Here is a 17,214-nt window from a genome sequence, read left to right on the forward strand (position 1 = left end):
AATTAGGTTATTAGAAATTAGTAGACAGTGTTAAACTATAAAAAGCCTGTTGAGGCATTGATCTGATTCCAGTTCGTTTGTCGATTGACTCTGAATCTATACTGTTTCCACTAAATGTATATTTGAAAGGGTTTTGTGCCTGGAAGCGGATTTGCGTATTACTGATACCAGCCTTTTTTAAGGTCTCACTTTTTAGGTTGTAAGTCAAAATGATATCTCTTAACCTAATGTAATCTGCTTTTCTAACAAAACGGTCGCCATACGTGTAACCATATTTTGCAGCAAAGCCATAATATCCCGGAGTACCATATTCTGGAAATCCAGGTATAGAAGTATACAGCTCATCTCCCTTTTGTTTCCAGTAATTAGCTGATCCCTTTAATGCATAACCATAATTTACATCATCAGGATTAGGCTGTTGTACACGCATCACATGCCCGCCATAATACATAAATAGAAAAGAGAAGTCAAATGCTCCTACAGAAAACTGGTTATTTAAACCTACCACGTACTTTGGCGTAGTTGTTCCACTATATTTCAGGTCTTCAAAATCAACATCTACAATGGCATCGCCATAAGTATTCATAATTTTGACATCACCATTTCTATCATATACTCCAGGCTGACCTTTATCATTTAAACCTGCGTATTTATAACTAAACAGGGCATTCATTGGATAACCTTTCTGAAGGTCTGTACCATCAACCATATTTACGGAAGACGTTTTATCTTTTGTTTGAACAGCCAGCACTTTATTTTTATTAAAAGATGCAGTTATGCCTGTGCGCCAGCTGAAGCTCCTTGAGCTGAAATTCGAACTGTTGATCATTAACTCAAGACCTTTATTTTCGATAGCGGCAGTATTGGCATTGTATTGATTGAAACCTAATGTTGGATCGGCAGACATCATTCCAAATACATCCCTTGTTTTTTTATAATAAGCGTCAACAGAGCCAGAAATTTTTCCCTCTAATAATCCGAAGTCTAAACCAAGATTATAATTCTGTGTGGTTTCCCAACGAATAGACTGGTTCTCTGGCGAGGCTACGTCATAATACAATTGGGAAGTATTAAATACGGTATTTAAACCTGAATTGAGTAACAGAAAGGGCCCATTGACACTACTTGGCACATTTCCATTGAAACCAGTAGCCGCTCTAAGCTGTAAAGTGCTGATCCAGGTAAGTGGTTTGATAAATTCTTCTTCTGCCAGAACCCAGCTAAGTCCCGCAGACCATAGTGGTGTATTTTTATACTTAGGATCTATTCCGAAAAGGTTTGACTGATCTATACGCAAACTTCCGGTTGCTACATAACGACGATCGTAAACATAGGTTCCTTGTCCATAGAAAGAACGAAACCGTCTATCATTAGACAATTCAGAAAAATAATTTGTGCTTTTAAATCTTGTACCATCGTACGTACCCAACTCGGAGAAAACTGGCGGAGTATTTGTATTCAATACCTGCAAATTTACCGGCTTATTGATAAGTGACTGCCCATCATAGCCAAAGAAAGTCGTTTTATAAGATTCAGATTGTGTTTTTCGCTGTTCAACACCCAAAATTCCCGAAATGTTATGCTTCCTGTCTTTCGAATAATAATTCGCATTAAATTGCCCGCGTAAGGTATAAGCTAAGTTTTTTATTGTCTGCTTGCTTAAAAAATCGCCCTGTGGCAAGTCCGTAAACATAGGTGTTCCTTTTACCGGATCTTTCTTTGCCTTTATATTAACCATATAACGAACTCTGTAAGTCTTGTCTGTTTGCAGGTAGTCATTGATACCCTGCTCATTCTCATAAGCACCTCCCAGATCCAAATTCAACCAATTGGTAATTTTAGTATTTAAACGTCCCTGAGTTCTGAATGAATTGAGTGTAGTTTTATTAGAATTTGCATTTAGCTCGGCATAAGGATAATACAGCATGTCGTAAAGTCCTTTTGCTTTTGCAGCCTCATTATATGCTTTACTAACCGCATAAGAAGTCTCTTTACCTTCTCCATAAGTTGCAGGCAAAGCATTACCATAGTCATCCACCAAACGCTCATAAGGTAAAAGGTCTTCATAGGGAGCTATCTTACCATTTTTCTTCTGATTATTTGTATAACTTGCCCTAAAATCCAAAGAGAACAAATTAGTCAACTGATAAGTATTGGCCGCATTTAAGATAATCCTATCATTTTGGGAGGCTCTTTCTTTCGGTTTTTCTGTAATATAATTCAGGCCCAGCAAATAGGTGCTTTTATCATTACCACCACTCACATCAAAATTAACCTGCTTCGTTAGTCTTTTTTGATAAAAGAGATTGGTATAATCTTTAAGATTGTTATATGAGCCGATTGCAGCAAGTTTCGCATCAGCCTGCTGCTGAGTTATCAGTTTATCACCCAGATCAAACAATACCATTTTTACTGGATCGATAGCACTATGATCCTGATAGTAATATCGAGCATCATTACCTGATTTCACATAATCTTTATGAATCTGAATCATTTCTTCCGAACCAATATAATTCAGATTGCTAAAATCAGGCTTGGCCTCAAAACCAAAAGTACTACGGAAATTAAAAACAGGCTTACCTATTTTCCCACGGCGTGTTTCGACCACGATTACCCCATTAGAGGCCTGGACACCATATATTGAAGCAGCAGCGGCATCTCTAAGCACCGATACGGAGACTACATCATTTGGATTGATGGTACTCAGGTCTATCTCTGTAGGGAATCCATCCACCACAATCAATGGTCTTTTAACTGCATCAAAAGTACTTACCCCGCGAATAGAAATCTCCCCTGAAATACTATTGTAAACAAGACCGGGTATTTTTCCTTCCAGGTTTTCCAAAAAATTACCTGTTACAGCTGTACGCTGATTATAATCCTTCTCCCCTATTGTACTGGCTGCACCTGTTAGCTGATCCTTTTTAACTTTCTGGTACCCCGTACTGATTACACCTACCTCTTCTAAATCTGCATTTGCAAGCTCAATACTAATATTCATTACGGCTTTTACTGGAACTTCTTTAGTTTTATAACCCAAATAAGAGACTACCAGTACCGCTTTTTCATCAATTCCTGTGAATGCAAAACCACCGTTCGCATCAGTAATCACCAACCGGTCCAGGTTTTTAGCTTTTACCGTAGCACCAGGTAAGGGCCGTCCCTGTTCATCACTTACTTTTCCGCGAACGTCAATTCTGGCAAAATAGGAATTCACCATATCCAATAAGGTTTCTTCCTTCCTTGCAATAATCACAGCCTTATATTTTAAGGTATAAACCAGATGCTGGTTACGAAACATTTGGTTCAAAACTGTTTCCAATTGTTGCTGTTTTGCATAGATCGTCACCGGTTTTGCCATTTTCAGCATTTCATCTGAATAAAGAAAATCATAGCCGGTCTGTAATCGCAATTCATCAAATAACTGTAACAATGAAGCATTCTTTGCCGATATTGTAACCTTCTGCGCAACACTTTTAGCGCTCACTTGTATAAATAAGGCTGTCATTATGATGATGGTTAATCTCATAACACGTATTAATTGGCCCGACCCATAGGTTTTAAACCTATGTCGGGTTAGATCATAAAAATTCATAAATTTGTTTAGTTTGGGTTGTGTTGATAATTATTGTTTAGTCGCAATTCTGTTAACCGCTTCCCGAACACTAAGCCAGGGGCCTCTCACCGCCTCTGGTTTTTGTTCTTCATTTTTTGGCTCTCGCCCATTCAAGTAAATTTTATATCACTATGATCTTCCTCCCTTCAACTTTAAATTTCACTAATTTTGTTGATTCCAGCATTTCAAGTACATCAGCTACGTTTTTATACCGACTAATGGTGCCGCCAAAACGGTCTTTACTTATTTCCCCTTTGTATATCACTTCAACATCATACCATCGCGATAACTTGCGCATAATAGAGGAAAGTGACTCGCTATTAAACTTAAAATATCCATTCTTCCAGGCCACAGCCTCTTCTATATCTGCCTGATTGATTTTTATTGATCCATCAGCTAAAACAGCCTGCTGACCGGGTTTTAAGATCGCAAAAGCATGACTTGCATTGCTGTAATCGGCCAGGCTAACGCGCACGCTACCTTCCAACAAGGTCGTTTTAGTTTTGTCTTCATCACCATAAGCATTAATATTAAAATGCGTACCAAGTACTTCAACGTCCTGTTTATTTGTTTGAACTATAAATGGATGTGACCTATCTTTTGTTACTTCAAAATATGCCTCGCCTATTAACTGAACCTTACGTTGATTAAGGCCCGCAAAATCAGATGAAAATTTGATGCTTGAGGCAGCATTTAACCATACCTTACTTCCGTCGGGTAATACGACCTGATATTGTCCACCTTTTGGTGTGCTTATCATATTTAAACGATTTTCATTACCCCCTGCCACTGATTCACCTTTCACTTCATAAACCAGTTGTCCGTCTGAAGTTTTGTGAATACTAATCCCATGTTCATCTGCCAACTGGCCATTCAAAGCATCTGATAAATTAATCTGCTTACCATTCGATAACGTTAGGGTTGCGGTATTTTTACCTACGGCGATGTTTTTAGCATCAGCAAGATCACCCGTAAAAAGACTACCTGTACCTGCTTTAAATAACACCGAAGCTCCAACAATCAAAAGTATTGCAGCAGCGGCCACCATACGGTACCATGACTTAGTATTTATATGGCTATGATATTCTGGTAAATTTCCTGTAGTAATTTTAGACTGAATACCATCAAACAATCTTGACTTAACATCCTCAGCATTTTCGGGCTTAGATGTAAATATAACTTCAGGTTCATTATCAGCATTTAATGCAGACCAGTCATGCAACTTTCTCTTCTCTTCGGCAGTTGCTTCTCCTGCTAAAAACTTTTTTGCTAAACCTTTTGCTTCCTCTTTATTCATAACCATGGGCGTTTGAATGTATAGAGTATGAACCAGGCGATTTACCCTTAGTGCAAAATGAAAATATTTTTAAAATACTTAAAAAAGCAAATGCATAGCATCACCTATATTTCCCCTAATCGTTTTCAAGGCTTTTGTTAGATGTGCTTCGGCTGTTTTCTGTGAAATATTCAATTCATCTGCAACATCAGACAGCGCTCTGTCCTGCAGTTTTACATACTGAAATACCAGCCGGCATTTCTCCGGAAGCTGATTAGAGAGACTTTCAATAATCTCAAGTAAGAGTTTATTTTCCAAATCAGTATCAAAAGAGGCATAATCTGTCAACGTTGTCTGATAAGCCAATTCATTCACCTTATCTTTCTTATCTCTGGCAACGTAGCGATAAACCTCATACCTAACCATTGCAGCCAGGTAAACTGGCAGAGACTGAATATCAAGTGTCTTTCGCTTCTTCCACAGCAGCACAAAAACATCTTGCACAACCTCTTCTGTAGCCTCCTGAGATTTTAAGATTCTATGCGCAATGTAATATAGCTTATCCCAATACCTGTTGTAAATTTCCTTATACACGCCATCCTCTCCATCTTTTAACATGGCAGCCAGCTCACTATCTTTTAGCTCTGTATAAGCAATCATAAATCTTCCGGCTAAAATTAGTCAATTCGAGGAGCAATCATAAAGTTTTATTTTTTTAGCTCCTGGCCATTCATATTCTTAACTGAAATAAGATCAGTTTCTGAGGAAGCCTGGGAGAATATTTATTTTTATCCTTATTTTTGTACCCTGAATGAAAGTAACTTATACCCGAATACTCGCCCGAAAAACGCTATTAACATTTCTTGTATTTATTATTATTCTTGCTGTAGCAGCTCTTTTTGTACGTAATGCAATTACCAAAAAACTAGAGGATATCTCTAAATTAGCCAGTAACATTGAGCATCGACTTAAGCCAGAGCAGGCGCTTTTATTATTGCATCAGGCAGAAGATGATTTCCAGGAATCTTTATTAGATATTAATGGGCCTAAAAGCAACGACTATAAAGTTAAGTTGACCCTGGCCTTTAATAAAATAGATACTTTATTAAATGCACATACCGACACGGCTCAACTAACCACTGCACAAGGCAACCGAGTAAGAGGATGGTATAATAAAAAACTGGAGCTCTCGAACAGGCTTTTTGGGCTTAAACACAATTTCGATTCCCTCCTAACTGTTTACGCCCAGTTTAATGGTCAGGCGAACAATCAATTACCGAAAATCAACACAAACTTTAAAACGCGAAAAAAGAGGATCAACAGCAAAACGGATACCATAAGAAAAGCTGTACAAGTGGAGAAAAAGGGTCTTTTTGGAAGATTAAAAGATGCTATTTCTAATAAACAAGGCGTTTCTGGCGGAGTGATAGAGATTAACCATAACAATAGTACAAACACTGCGGAGCTAAGGACACAAAAAATCATTGCCCGTGATAGAACTAACAACGCAAAAAAGCTACAGGAGCTGCAGCAGCATAATGTTAAAATGCTAAATATGCAGAGGGAACTGATCTCCCTCAATACTAGCATCAGCAATGAACTGGAACGTATCGTAAATGATTTAAAAGACATCAACTACAAAATGGCAGATGAGTTGAAAGGGATGGCTTTTAAAAACTACCAGGAGACTACATCATTGCTGAATAAATTTTACCTGGCTGCCTTATTCCTGGTACTTCTGTTTGCAGCACTGTTGATCATTTTTATCTTTCAACTGAACAAATCGGAGCTGCAATTGCTCAAGGAAAATAAAAGATCGGTAAATATTGCGCGACAAAAAATGGAACTGCTCACCCACATGACCCATGAAATCAGAAATCCATTGACAGCCATAAAGGGCTTCCTTTATATATTCACAAAAACTCCACTTACGCAACGTCAGACGGATATGCTTGAATCTATAAAGGGATCTTCTGATATGTTGCTACGTACCTTAAACGATACTCTTGACGCGGCAAAAATGGAAACCAGCGAACTAAAAATAGAAAGTGATCCATTCAATCCCTACTCTACCATAAACCAGGTGATCGAAAGCATGAGCTATAGTGCAACCAAAAAGAAACTGGAGGTTAATTATAACTTTAAAGAGGATAAAGAAACACAGGTACTGGGTGACAACTTCAGGTTAAAGCAAGTTATGGTTAACCTTTTAAGCAATGCGATAAAGTATACCAAAGAGGGAACGATCACCATCAATGCAGAGCTGCTACCTGAAGATACCCGATTACAGGTAGATATTATAGACACAGGAATGGGGATCAGTCCAGATCAACAGGCCAACCTATTCTCTCAATATTATCAAACCAACTCTGCAAAAGGACAGGTAGGTACCGGTTTGGGCTTATATATCTGTAAACAGTTGGTAGAAATGCAGAAAGGCAAGATCAGTGTTAAAAGTGCCATTGGTGTAGGCACCACATTTAGCTTCTTTATTCCTTATCAGAAGGCTTAGTTTAATAAAAAACCTTCTTTCTATGGAACAGAAAGAAGGTTAATAAGTCTTATTACTCAGTTTTTCACTTAATTATCACTGAGATACAAAGGCGGTTCTTTTTTAAAAATCGCAGCGAAAAGCAATGCAATCACAAATACAATAATCACCCCAATAACATGTCCTTGTATGGTTTGCATAATTGTTCCTTGATTTTTTCGTTCGAAATCACTATTCATTTCTGCTACCTTTTTATCAATCACATCTTCATCAACACCTTGACTCTTCATCATTGAAGATGTAGCTCCAACTACAGTATTCTGAATCCTTTCAGTCATATCCTTTTCAATAAATTTATTAAAAATTACATTCCCAATATTGGATACGGCATATGTAACTAAAAACATAATAAAAATACCCGATGTTGCCTGCCTTAAATTCCAGAATCCTCCAATCTTTTTCCTAAGATCAAAACAAAAAAGCACTGCTACAACAAGAGGAACGATTAAGCCAACTCCTATCGGGATAAGGAAAATAGCCATCATAGATTTAGCTCCCACTAAAAGATAAGCAGATAGTATGCCTAATACTAAAGCTATCAAACCTAATCCTATTCCATTTTTTACCGCTTCCGGTTTTAAACTATCTAAAGTTTTCGTATTCTCTACCATAATTTCAAGTTCAAAAATATTAGTTGTTAAATGCAGCAATTAATGAATAAACTGCAATATCAAATTCTTTATTGGCACTATAAGCTCCCAGGTCTTTAATTACCTCTTCATTAGCCCTTGGCTGATGGAAGAAAGTCATAAATGGCACAAACAACTCTTCCATTTCTTCACCCAGCTCGATCATGCCGGCATGACTACAAATATCTTCCACACTGCTCTCTACCAATTGCTGATTACTGATCAGGTCTTCATAAATATGAAATTCGTCCTGAAATTCATCCTCTTCTACCAGCAAAAACTCCTTCAGAAAATCATCTAACTCAGGCTTGATCTTTTCATCGTGACACTCATTGATATACAACAATAGGTTCAGCAACTCTGTACCCCTATCAATTGTTTCTTCTTCAATATCCGCCCATTCTTCCGAATCCAGGTAATCTTCTTCTAATTTTTTCACATCATTGGCAAAGAAATTAATCATCAGCAAGTCAAAGAAAACTTCCCTCAATTCGTCAAAAGCCGGATGCTCATCAAATGCAGCATCAAACTCATCTACCTTCTCCAAAAATCCAAGATCCTTACTAAATACTTCAATTAAATTTTCTTTAAGTTTAACTGAATCTTTTCCCGATGCTGCCGAAAACTTATCCAGTGATGCGGTCAGCGCAGCTTTTACATGATTATCCATAAGACTGTAATTGTTTGTTATTGTATACCAGCTTTACTTTACCGGTTAATTTTTTATTTAGTAACGGCGAATTTGCCGACTTAGAAAGATTACTTTCTGCATTATACAACCATTCCTCCGTAGCATTATAAACGGTAAAATTGGCTTCGGAATCTTTTTCAATTACCGGAACAGTCAACCCCAATAACCTGCGTGGACTTACTGAAAGCTTCTCAGCGATCTGACCTGCATCTAACCCTGCCTTAAGCAATAATGGCAATACGGTTTGCAAAGCAATAATACCGTAAGCTGCTATTTCAAACTCCACATCTTTAAACTCTATTTCATGTGGGCGGTGCTGTGAGCTTATTGCATCAATAGTTCCGTCTTTTAAACCATTTATTAAGGCCTTAACATCAGCTTTACCACGCAAAGGAGGTTTCACCTTATAATTGCTGTCAAAATCACTCAAAAGCTCTTCTGTAAATACCAGGTGATGTGCTGCCACATCGCAGGTAATTTTAACCCCGTCTTTTTTAGCCTTTTTAATCAGTGCTACCGAGCCCGCTGTAGAAATATTACTGATATGCACTGGTGCATCGTGGTAAGTTGCCAAAAATATATCTCTGCTGATGTGCATTTCTTCTGCCAAAGCCGGCAAACCTTTCATGCCCAACAGTACACTATTCTTGCTTTCGTTAATTTGCGATTTGCCTGCTATAGATTTATTTTCAGGATAAACCATCAACAAACCGTTCAGCCCTTTTGCATATTGCAAGGCACGACTCATAAAGCCATCATCCGTGATTGCTTTTGTTCCATCCGAAAATGCAACTGCACCGGCCAGCTTCATGTCGTATAGCTCGGCCAACTCCTTACCTTCCAAATCCTGACTTACAGCGCCTACAGGTAACACATCTACTAAGTTACCTTTTGCTTTATTAATGATATAAGCAACTTCGCCTTTAGAATGAACCACCGGTTTGGTATGTGGTAGAACGGCCAATCCTGTAAACCCTCCGGCAGCAGCCACAGCTGTTGCAGTATAGATGTCTTCCTTGGTTTCAAAACCAGGATCTCCGATAGAACAATTCAAATCAAAGAAGCCCGGCGAAAGTACTGAGCCCGAACCATCAAAAACGGTTTCACCCTTAGCTGCAGTCAAACTGCCCAATTTGCTTTCTACAGCAGTTATTTTGCCATGTTCTACACGTACATCACATTTCTGCTGGTTAAACTTACTGTTGGGATCGGCAATCGTTACGCCTGTGATGAGAAGATTCATGTTGTTTGTATATTTTTTGTAGGATTAAAAAATCTGATCAATAGGATTTCAATGGCTAAGAAAACAACAGCCAAAATTAGGCAAAGTTTCCATAACTCACTGCTGTTATTTTTCAACTCCATATTCATAGATAATGCGTCTTTCTTAGAATTGTAAAATGCTATATTTTGCTTGTTAAACAAGGCTTTAATTTCATTTTCACTGGCATAGTGCATGTCCGACTCCATTCTGTCATCATTAAAGGCAACAACCGACAAAACAGAATCTGCCTTTTTCAGCTCATAGAAACCTGATTTCTTCACCTGGTCGGCCACATATAAAAGTGTCTTGCCCGGCGTTTGTCTGACTTCTGGAATAACCTCAAAACCTGCCGACACCAATTTTAAAGATTGATTACCTGTTAAATTGATCTTTTCACTTTCCAGCACATTGTTTTTTCCGGTAACATAGTAAAATGGTTGCTCCCTGCTGCTGGCAAAAGCTATTTTAAACATCAGCGGTACAAAAACCGGATGTCGTGCTATATTACCATCCTTAGCATCTAGGGAACTTGCAGACAAGTACACTTTACCGCCCCCCAGATTATACCTGGCAAAAAGGAATCGATTAAGCGGAAGTTTAAGGATATTCTCTTTGTTGCTCGTATTTTGTTCCGCGTAACTAAAATACCTGTTCACTACTGGTAAATCAATATTTTCCGGGACCTGTTCAAATACATCTTTAAATACAGAATTCTTGAGATCGATGGTACTGGCAATTGCAGGGCCAACGTTTAACTGCTGTACAGCAGGCAGTGACAAGCCATTCAAAAATGGAGTATATGCTGCCGAATTTGCATCCAGGTCTGGAAAGACAACTACCGAACCCCCATTTTCTACATACAATTTCAGCTGTTGGGCCAATCCGGAAGAAGGCTCTTTCAATCCATCCAATACAATCAGGCTATACTCCGGAAAGGACGAATACCTGATGTTTGACTCCGGCATTTCTGTAAGTTTAAAATAAGCATCAGCTGAAAAAAGCGAACGTATATATCTATCTGTAGGATTACCACTAATGCTCAGTACTTTCAAATCCTGTGCGACTTTAAAAGTAAAATTCAATTCATCATCAAAAGTCAAGGGAAAATCTTTTATGCTCAACGTTCCTTCCTGCCATCCCCCCTTAAGTCCGCTAAATGACAGGGTGTCTTTTAAAATTTGCCCTGCCGGAATATTCACATTACCAATCGCTTTTTGCTGCTTATTAATGGTTAATTTTAAAGGGACATCAGTAGCTTCCTCTTCACCATAATTGCGTAGCTGCACCACAAACTGTTCTGTTTGATTGGGCAGATGAACCGGCGAGATGCTCCAAATGCTATCTGCTGATATATTAGGTAAGCTATTTGCATTTAACTTTATAAATGAATAGCTGATGTCTTTATTGGTTTTAAGTGGCTGTGTACCCACAAAGGTTTTCTGAAAATCAGACAACAGGTAAACCTCCTCATTTTTATTTGCGGCACTATTCGTTTCCAAACGATTAATCACCTGTGGTAAGGACCTGCTCGCTGCCGAAATTTTTATGTCATCCAGCAAGCTCATAAATTCTTCTTTATTTACCGCCCGCTGATGCTTGCCCTCAAAATCATTGGTCACCAGCTTAAACTTATCGGTCATAGCATAAGCCTTTACAATTTCTTTCGCTTTACGCTTCGCTTCCTCCAGTAGGTTCCCCTCCTTATTCAGGCTTTCCATACTGTAAGAATTATCAATATAAATGCTAACCATATTGCCGGTCACATTTTTATGATTTTGATTTGATGAGGATATAAAAGGTCTGGCGAAAGCTAATACCAGGAAAACAACAGCCAATATTCTGCATAGCAATACCAGCAATTTTTTTAGCTTTTCTTTTGATGAATTTTGCTCCTGAACAGCCGTAAGAAACTGAACATTACTAAAGTAAATCTTTTTGAATTTCCGAAAATTGAACAGGTGAATTACAATAGGGATGGCTATTGCCAGTAGTGCTAAAAGAAAACCTGGGTATAGGAAATTCATTAAAAACCAAAGTTAGCACTTTTACATGAATTTCTTCATAGCTGCATATAAAGTTTCGTCTAAGCCATAAACATCATCCCTAAATTGTATTGCCCCATTTTGTGACCATGCGGTCACATAATTGATGATCAATGGCACTGGCTTCTTAGTTCCAAACCATTTAGGTTTTAACTTGAATATGTTTAGTGTATCTGCTTTCTTTGCCAGTATTTTATTGTACACCTCCATTTTTGTGGTATCAATTGGTGGCAGGTTCACCTCCATGCGCAGCTGATCATACTCGTATTTATCTTTAACCAGCATTTCGGCAAATTCTAAAGGTTTTTCGACCCGCACACACCCGTGACTAATAGCCCTGTTGCCACGAGAAAATCCATTTTTATTATTGGTATCATGCAGGTAAATGCTCGACCCATTGTCGAATATAAACTTAAATTTACCAAGGGCATTCCCCTCTCCCGAACCTTGTTTAAACTGAAATGGCAACTTTTCTCTTGGGTACTTACTCCATTGTATCGTGTCCGGATCAGTAACCAGTGTTCCTTTGTAATAAACTTTAATGTTGTTATTTGAAAGATAATACCGGTCTTTAATCACCTGCCAATAAATCTCACTTCTGGCAATACTTACAGGGATATTCCATATCGGGTTTACCTGAATAGAATTCAACTTACTGCACAATATTGGCGTTTCATGATTTTTTGGCTTATCGTCAAGGTTGCCGGATTTAGTATACGCTTTTATTTTTTCGGCATAATCCTTTTCACGTGCTGCACCAACACATACTTTCATATGGCTTAGTGTGTCTTGCTTGTTAAACCAGGTCAAAGAAAAATCAGGAATATTTACTTCAACGTACTCTTCCCCAAGATCGGGTAATTTCCACCTCAATCTTTCCATATTCACTTGTATCGTTTTTAGAGCCTGATCGTCCCCGTTTCGTTTTTTTTCTAGCTCTAGCATAGCTTTCTGCAATTCACGATATTGCGTTGAAGTAGGTTGAATGGAAACAAGCAGCTTCTGCAGGTCGTTAGTAGCCAACACCGCCAACATACTTGCCGTATCAGGCCTTTGCACAGTCACATAATATCTGGACAATAACTTACGCGGATTTACACTGCCATAGTAAACAAAATTATTGTACTTAATCAGGCTCTCTGCCGCATTCAGTTCTAAATCGGCAACTACAGGATAAACCTCAGCAATAGATTTAAATTTATTATCGGCTAGTGCTTCAAGTAGTACTTTTAATTTCTTATACCCAAATAATTCGGGATTAAAACCATGCAATTTACTCCGGCCAATGTAAGCTTCAAGAGAATCCAATCCGCCGTTAACAAAATACTTGGTCACCAACGTAGGTTCGCTATTATGGTGTTCGTAATACGTTTTGAGGGTATTTGGATTAGAAAAATTGGCTTTCAGCGAATCTAAATGTCTTTTAAAAATGACGTTGTATTCGGCAGTATCAAATTTTTTATAGAGTTTATTATCAAAATGTTTAGCCAGAACCAAACCGACTTCCGGTGTCTCCTTAAACCAGTTACAGGCATTCAACAATAAACAAAGGGGGATCAGTAAAAATAGGACTTTCTTCAAAATGGCAATATTGACTGCAAAAATAGTGTTTATTTACAATTACAATGCCATTAATCAAATTTAACTACTTAACACCCTGTTTTTTCATTTCCTTTTTAGTGAGCTCCTTTTTAAGAACTTCTGCAGGTAGTGAAGCATTATATTCTTTTTTAGCTTCCAGAATTACATTTGCATTTTCTGCCGTAGCAAAGCGTGGCGTTATAAAACCATATAGACTTTTAGAATTTTGAAGCGTTCTTGAACGGTCGATGTCTTTTGATTTTAGATAGGTCAACATCAACCCAATATTGAATCCACTATTTGCATTGCTCTTACTATTTACCCCAAGTACAGTGCCCGGAAAAACGGTCTCACCAACTACAACAGCGAAACTACCTTTCTTAAAACCTTTATAGGTTGCAATTGTACCGTCGGCATGCTCAATAACCAAATCATTGCTCTTGTTGGTGTAAGCCACATCATTAGAAATGTCATTCTCATGGAGATCCCTGATTTCTACCACAACCCCTTTTCTTACCGCTGTCACCGTATCCTGAAGCTTACTGTAGAAACGATAAACCTTCCAATCATCAGGGGCAGTATTTCCAAAATATTTAGCTCCCACAAATCCAGACTCAGCAACCATCACCTTTGATCCCACCTTATAAGGCAATACATAAATAAAATCAGCATCATACTTAGGTTCAAACTTTCCTCTTAAGTAAGTATAACTGTAGCCATAGCCAATGCTCTGCCCTGCATCTCTAGGCTTCAGGGTAAGCATATTCCCGGAGTACCCCTTAACAGTAAAATCCTGTTCATTTGAACCATCGGTATTGGTCAGGTCTCTAAATTTAACAAGAACCGTATAAGTACCCGGATCCGGTTTTTCATAAGACAATTCAACACTTTTATCGGTATTTACTTTGGTCGAGATCTTAACAGGGTTCTCCTGTGCGTTTACTTTGATTACACCAAGAGACAAGGAAAAGCCCAGAGCGGCTAATTTTATTTTATTGATCATTTTGAAAGACATAAATTCAATGCAAAATACAACATTTCTAATAAACTATCTAAAAAACGTATTTTATTTGCATTTGCCATTTCAATCCCTATATTTGCACTTCCTCGAGATGCTAGTCATTGTTGATAAGGAACTTAAGATAATATATGAAACACCTTTTGAACCATCATTTACATTTGCACCATCGCCAGTTGGCGATGTATATGTAATGTTTTGTACTTCAAAACTTGTTTCCGAAATATTTTCTTGTTCAATCAACAATTCAAAAAAAGCATAATTGAAAACACTTAAAATAGCTATCCAGAAATCGGGTAGGTTAAACGAAAAGTCAGTAGAAATTCTTAAAAATTGTGGTTTATCTTTCGAGAACTACAAGAGTTCATTAATATCAACCGTTACAAATTTCCCTTTAGAAATCCTCTTTCTAAGAGATGATGACATTCCTGAATATGTACAGGATGGAATTGCAGATTTGGGTATTGTTGGTGAAAACGTAATTGTTGAAGCCGGTGCCGAAGTAACCTATCTACAAAAACTAGGCTTTGGTAAATGTACTTTAAAAATTGCCATTCCTAACGAGAGTCAGATTACTGAAATTGCACAACTAAGTGGCAAAGCCATCGCTACCTCTTACCCGGTAATCCTTGAAAAATACCTGAAAGAAAATCATGTAAATGCAGAGGTTCGGACCATTTCCGGATCAGTTGAAATTGGCCCGGGACTTGGACTAAGTGATGCCATTTGCGACATCGTTTCTACCGGTGGAACTTTAAAAAGCAACGGACTAAAACCTTTCGCCGAAGTGATGAAATCCGAAGCTATTCTGATTGGAAAAGAAGGATCAGATCTGCTACCAGAAGTTCAGGAATTGTTACAAAGGATACGATCAGTACTACGTGCAAAAGAGACCAAATATGTAGTGCTTAACGTTGCAAAAACCAACCTCAAAAAAGTAGTGGATTTATTACCGGGTGTAAAAAGTCCGACTGTTGTTCCCTTGTTTGATGAGGACTGGGTTGCTGTACATTCGGTAATTGCAGAACACGATTTCTGGGAAAAAATCAACAGCCTGAAAGCTGCCGGCGCCCAGGGAATTGTAGTGATGCCTATTGAAAAAATCATTGCTTAAGCATGCTTATTTTAATAAAGAATTAGCACTTTTTGATCGAAAAAGACCAAAACCAGCATTAACCAATAGTTAAACTAAAAACATAAAATACTGAAACCCAAATTTATTTGAGCTTCATCACAACTAAAAATATAAGAACGCGATGAAAATCTACAGCTATAAGGATTTAACTAAACAGGAAGTTGAATCCATCTGTTTACGACAGTTGGAAGACGATGTAACCATCCATGAAAGGGTTAAAAGCATCGTTGACCGGGTTAAAACGGAGGGAGATCAGGCCTTGCTTGACTATGCACTTGCTTTCGATAAGGTGCAGCTTCAGCAGCTTTTTATAGAAAAGGAAGAAATCAAGAACATAGCCACTACTATACCGACCGAAGCTAAAGCGGCGATAGATACAGCCTACAGAAATATCAAAGCCTTCCATGCTTCACAAGCGTACAGAGAGGACAAAATAGAGACTATGCCGGGTGTCACCTGCTGGCGCGAAACCAGAGCCATAGAGCGCGTGGGTCTTTATATCCCCGGAGGGACGGCCGTTTTACCAAGCACTTTTTTAATGCTCGGTATCCCTGCAATCCTTGCTGGCTGCAAAGAAATAGTGGTTTGTTCTCCACCACAAAAAGATGGTAAAACCAATTGCTATCTGGCTTATGTAGCCGTACTGCTGGGTATTGAAAAGATATACCTTGTGGGCGGAGCACAGGCAGTTGCTGCCATGGCTTATGGAACGGAAAGCATACCGCAGGTCTACAAAATCTTTGGACCGGGTAACCGCTATGTAACTCAAGCTAAGCAATTGGTGCAATCTGCAGCAGGTACAGCGATCGATATGCCGGCAGGCCCATCAGAAGTTTTAGTACTCGCAGATGAGACTGCCAATTCGTCATACATTGCTTCAGACCTACTTGCTCAGGCAGAACATGGAGCTGATAGTCAAGCTATTTTAGTAGCCACTTCAAGTAAAATCATAACGGATACGCTTGCGCAAATTGAAGCGCAATTGAAAGAGCTACCTAGACAGGATATAGCTGCCCAGGCCATAAAAAATTCGTACGCAGTACTGGTTGATGACCTGGCACAGGGCATGGTATTTAGCAATATTTATGCACCTGAGCACTTGATCCTGTCTACCGATCGTTTTGAACAACTTATCCCACTAATCAGCAACGCAGGTTCAGTTTTCCTTGGAAATCTAACCCCTGAAAGCGCGGGAGATTATGCTTCCGGGACCAATCACACCTTACCTACAAGTGGCTTTGCAAAAGCCTATTCAGGTGTATCGTTGGATTCTTTTGTGAAAAAGATCACCTTTCAGCACATTACACCAAGAGGTTTAAGAAACATTGGAAACACCGTGGAAGTTCTTGCTAAAGCAGAAGAACTAATTGCACACAAGAATGCGGTAAGCATTCGTTTAAAATCGATTTAA

General features: G+C 38.5%; 12 protein-coding genes. 3 read left to right on the forward strand and 9 right to left on the reverse strand.

Going from position 1 to position 17,214, the window contains the following annotated elements:
- Window positions 1-10: 10 nt before the first annotated feature.
- The 3 genes from P0Y49_16000 to P0Y49_16010 all read right to left on the reverse strand — a co-directional run bounded on the left by P0Y49_16000 (window position 11) and on the right by P0Y49_16010 (window position 5,552).
- Complete coding sequence (locus tag P0Y49_16000; protein ID WEK18294.1) at window positions 11-3,508, reverse strand: SusC/RagA family TonB-linked outer membrane protein; 3,498 nt, start codon at window positions 3,506-3,508, stop codon at window positions 11-13.
- Between the two features lie 229 nt (window positions 3,509-3,737).
- A complete protein-coding gene (locus P0Y49_16005) occupies window positions 3,738-4,913 on the reverse strand; it encodes a DUF4974 domain-containing protein (protein ID WEK18295.1) in 1,176 nt (391 codons plus the stop codon).
- Between the two features lie 78 nt (window positions 4,914-4,991).
- Window positions 4,992-5,552, reverse strand: a complete 561-nt coding sequence (locus P0Y49_16010) for a sigma-70 family RNA polymerase sigma factor (protein ID WEK18296.1) — start codon at window positions 5,550-5,552, stop codon at window positions 4,992-4,994.
- Between the two features lie 151 nt (window positions 5,553-5,703).
- Between P0Y49_16010 and P0Y49_16015 the strand changes: the two genes are divergently transcribed.
- Window positions 5,704-7,404, forward strand: coding sequence for a HAMP domain-containing sensor histidine kinase (locus P0Y49_16015; GenBank protein ID WEK18297.1), 1,701 nt, complete (start codon window positions 5,704-5,706; stop codon window positions 7,402-7,404).
- A 68-nt stretch (window positions 7,405-7,472) separates the two neighbouring features.
- Here P0Y49_16015 and P0Y49_16020 read toward each other — a convergent pair whose 3' ends face one another.
- The 6 genes from P0Y49_16020 to P0Y49_16045 all read right to left on the reverse strand — a co-directional run bounded on the left by P0Y49_16020 (window position 7,473) and on the right by P0Y49_16045 (window position 14,653).
- Window positions 7,473-8,054, reverse strand: coding sequence for a DUF4199 domain-containing protein (locus tag P0Y49_16020; protein ID WEK18298.1), 582 nt, complete (start codon window positions 8,052-8,054; stop codon window positions 7,473-7,475).
- A 19-nt stretch (window positions 8,055-8,073) separates the two neighbouring features.
- Window positions 8,074-8,742 (reverse strand): hypothetical protein, encoded by a 669-nt coding sequence (locus tag P0Y49_16025; protein ID WEK18299.1) that lies wholly within the window; start codon window positions 8,740-8,742, stop codon window positions 8,074-8,076.
- Window positions 8,735-10,006, reverse strand: coding sequence for a dihydroorotase (locus P0Y49_16030; protein ID WEK18300.1), 1,272 nt, complete (start codon window positions 10,004-10,006; stop codon window positions 8,735-8,737). The genes P0Y49_16025 and P0Y49_16030 overlap by 8 nt, the downstream gene beginning before the upstream one ends.
- Entirely contained in the window at window positions 10,003-12,051 is a 2,049-nt protein-coding gene (locus P0Y49_16035) for a BatA domain-containing protein (GenBank protein WEK18301.1), read from the reverse strand. Before P0Y49_16035 ends, P0Y49_16030 begins: the two co-directional genes overlap by 4 nt.
- Window positions 12,052-12,072: 21 nt before the next feature.
- The gene (locus P0Y49_16040; protein WEK18302.1) at window positions 12,073-13,650 is read right to left on the reverse strand and encodes a L,D-transpeptidase family protein; all 1,578 of its coding nucleotides are present in this window, start codon (window positions 13,648-13,650) and stop codon (window positions 12,073-12,075) included.
- Between the two features lie 64 nt (window positions 13,651-13,714).
- Complete coding sequence (locus P0Y49_16045) at window positions 13,715-14,653, reverse strand: hypothetical protein (GenBank protein WEK18303.1); 939 nt, start codon at window positions 14,651-14,653, stop codon at window positions 13,715-13,717.
- A gap of 277 nt (window positions 14,654-14,930) precedes the next feature.
- Between P0Y49_16045 and hisG the strand changes: the two genes are divergently transcribed.
- Together hisG and hisD are read left to right on the forward strand one after the other, a co-directional pair.
- On the forward strand, window positions 14,931-15,782 hold the full coding sequence (hisG, locus tag P0Y49_16050) for an ATP phosphoribosyltransferase (protein ID WEK18304.1): 852 nt from the start codon (window positions 14,931-14,933) through the stop codon (window positions 15,780-15,782).
- 142 nt (window positions 15,783-15,924) lie between these two features.
- On the forward strand, window positions 15,925-17,214 hold the full coding sequence (hisD, locus tag P0Y49_16055; protein WEK18305.1) for a histidinol dehydrogenase: 1,290 nt from the start codon (window positions 15,925-15,927) through the stop codon (window positions 17,212-17,214).

It is taken from the genome of Candidatus Pedobacter colombiensis, assembly GCA_029202485.1.
GTDB classification, from domain to species: Bacteria; Bacteroidota; Bacteroidia; order Sphingobacteriales; family Sphingobacteriaceae; genus Pedobacter; species Pedobacter colombiensis.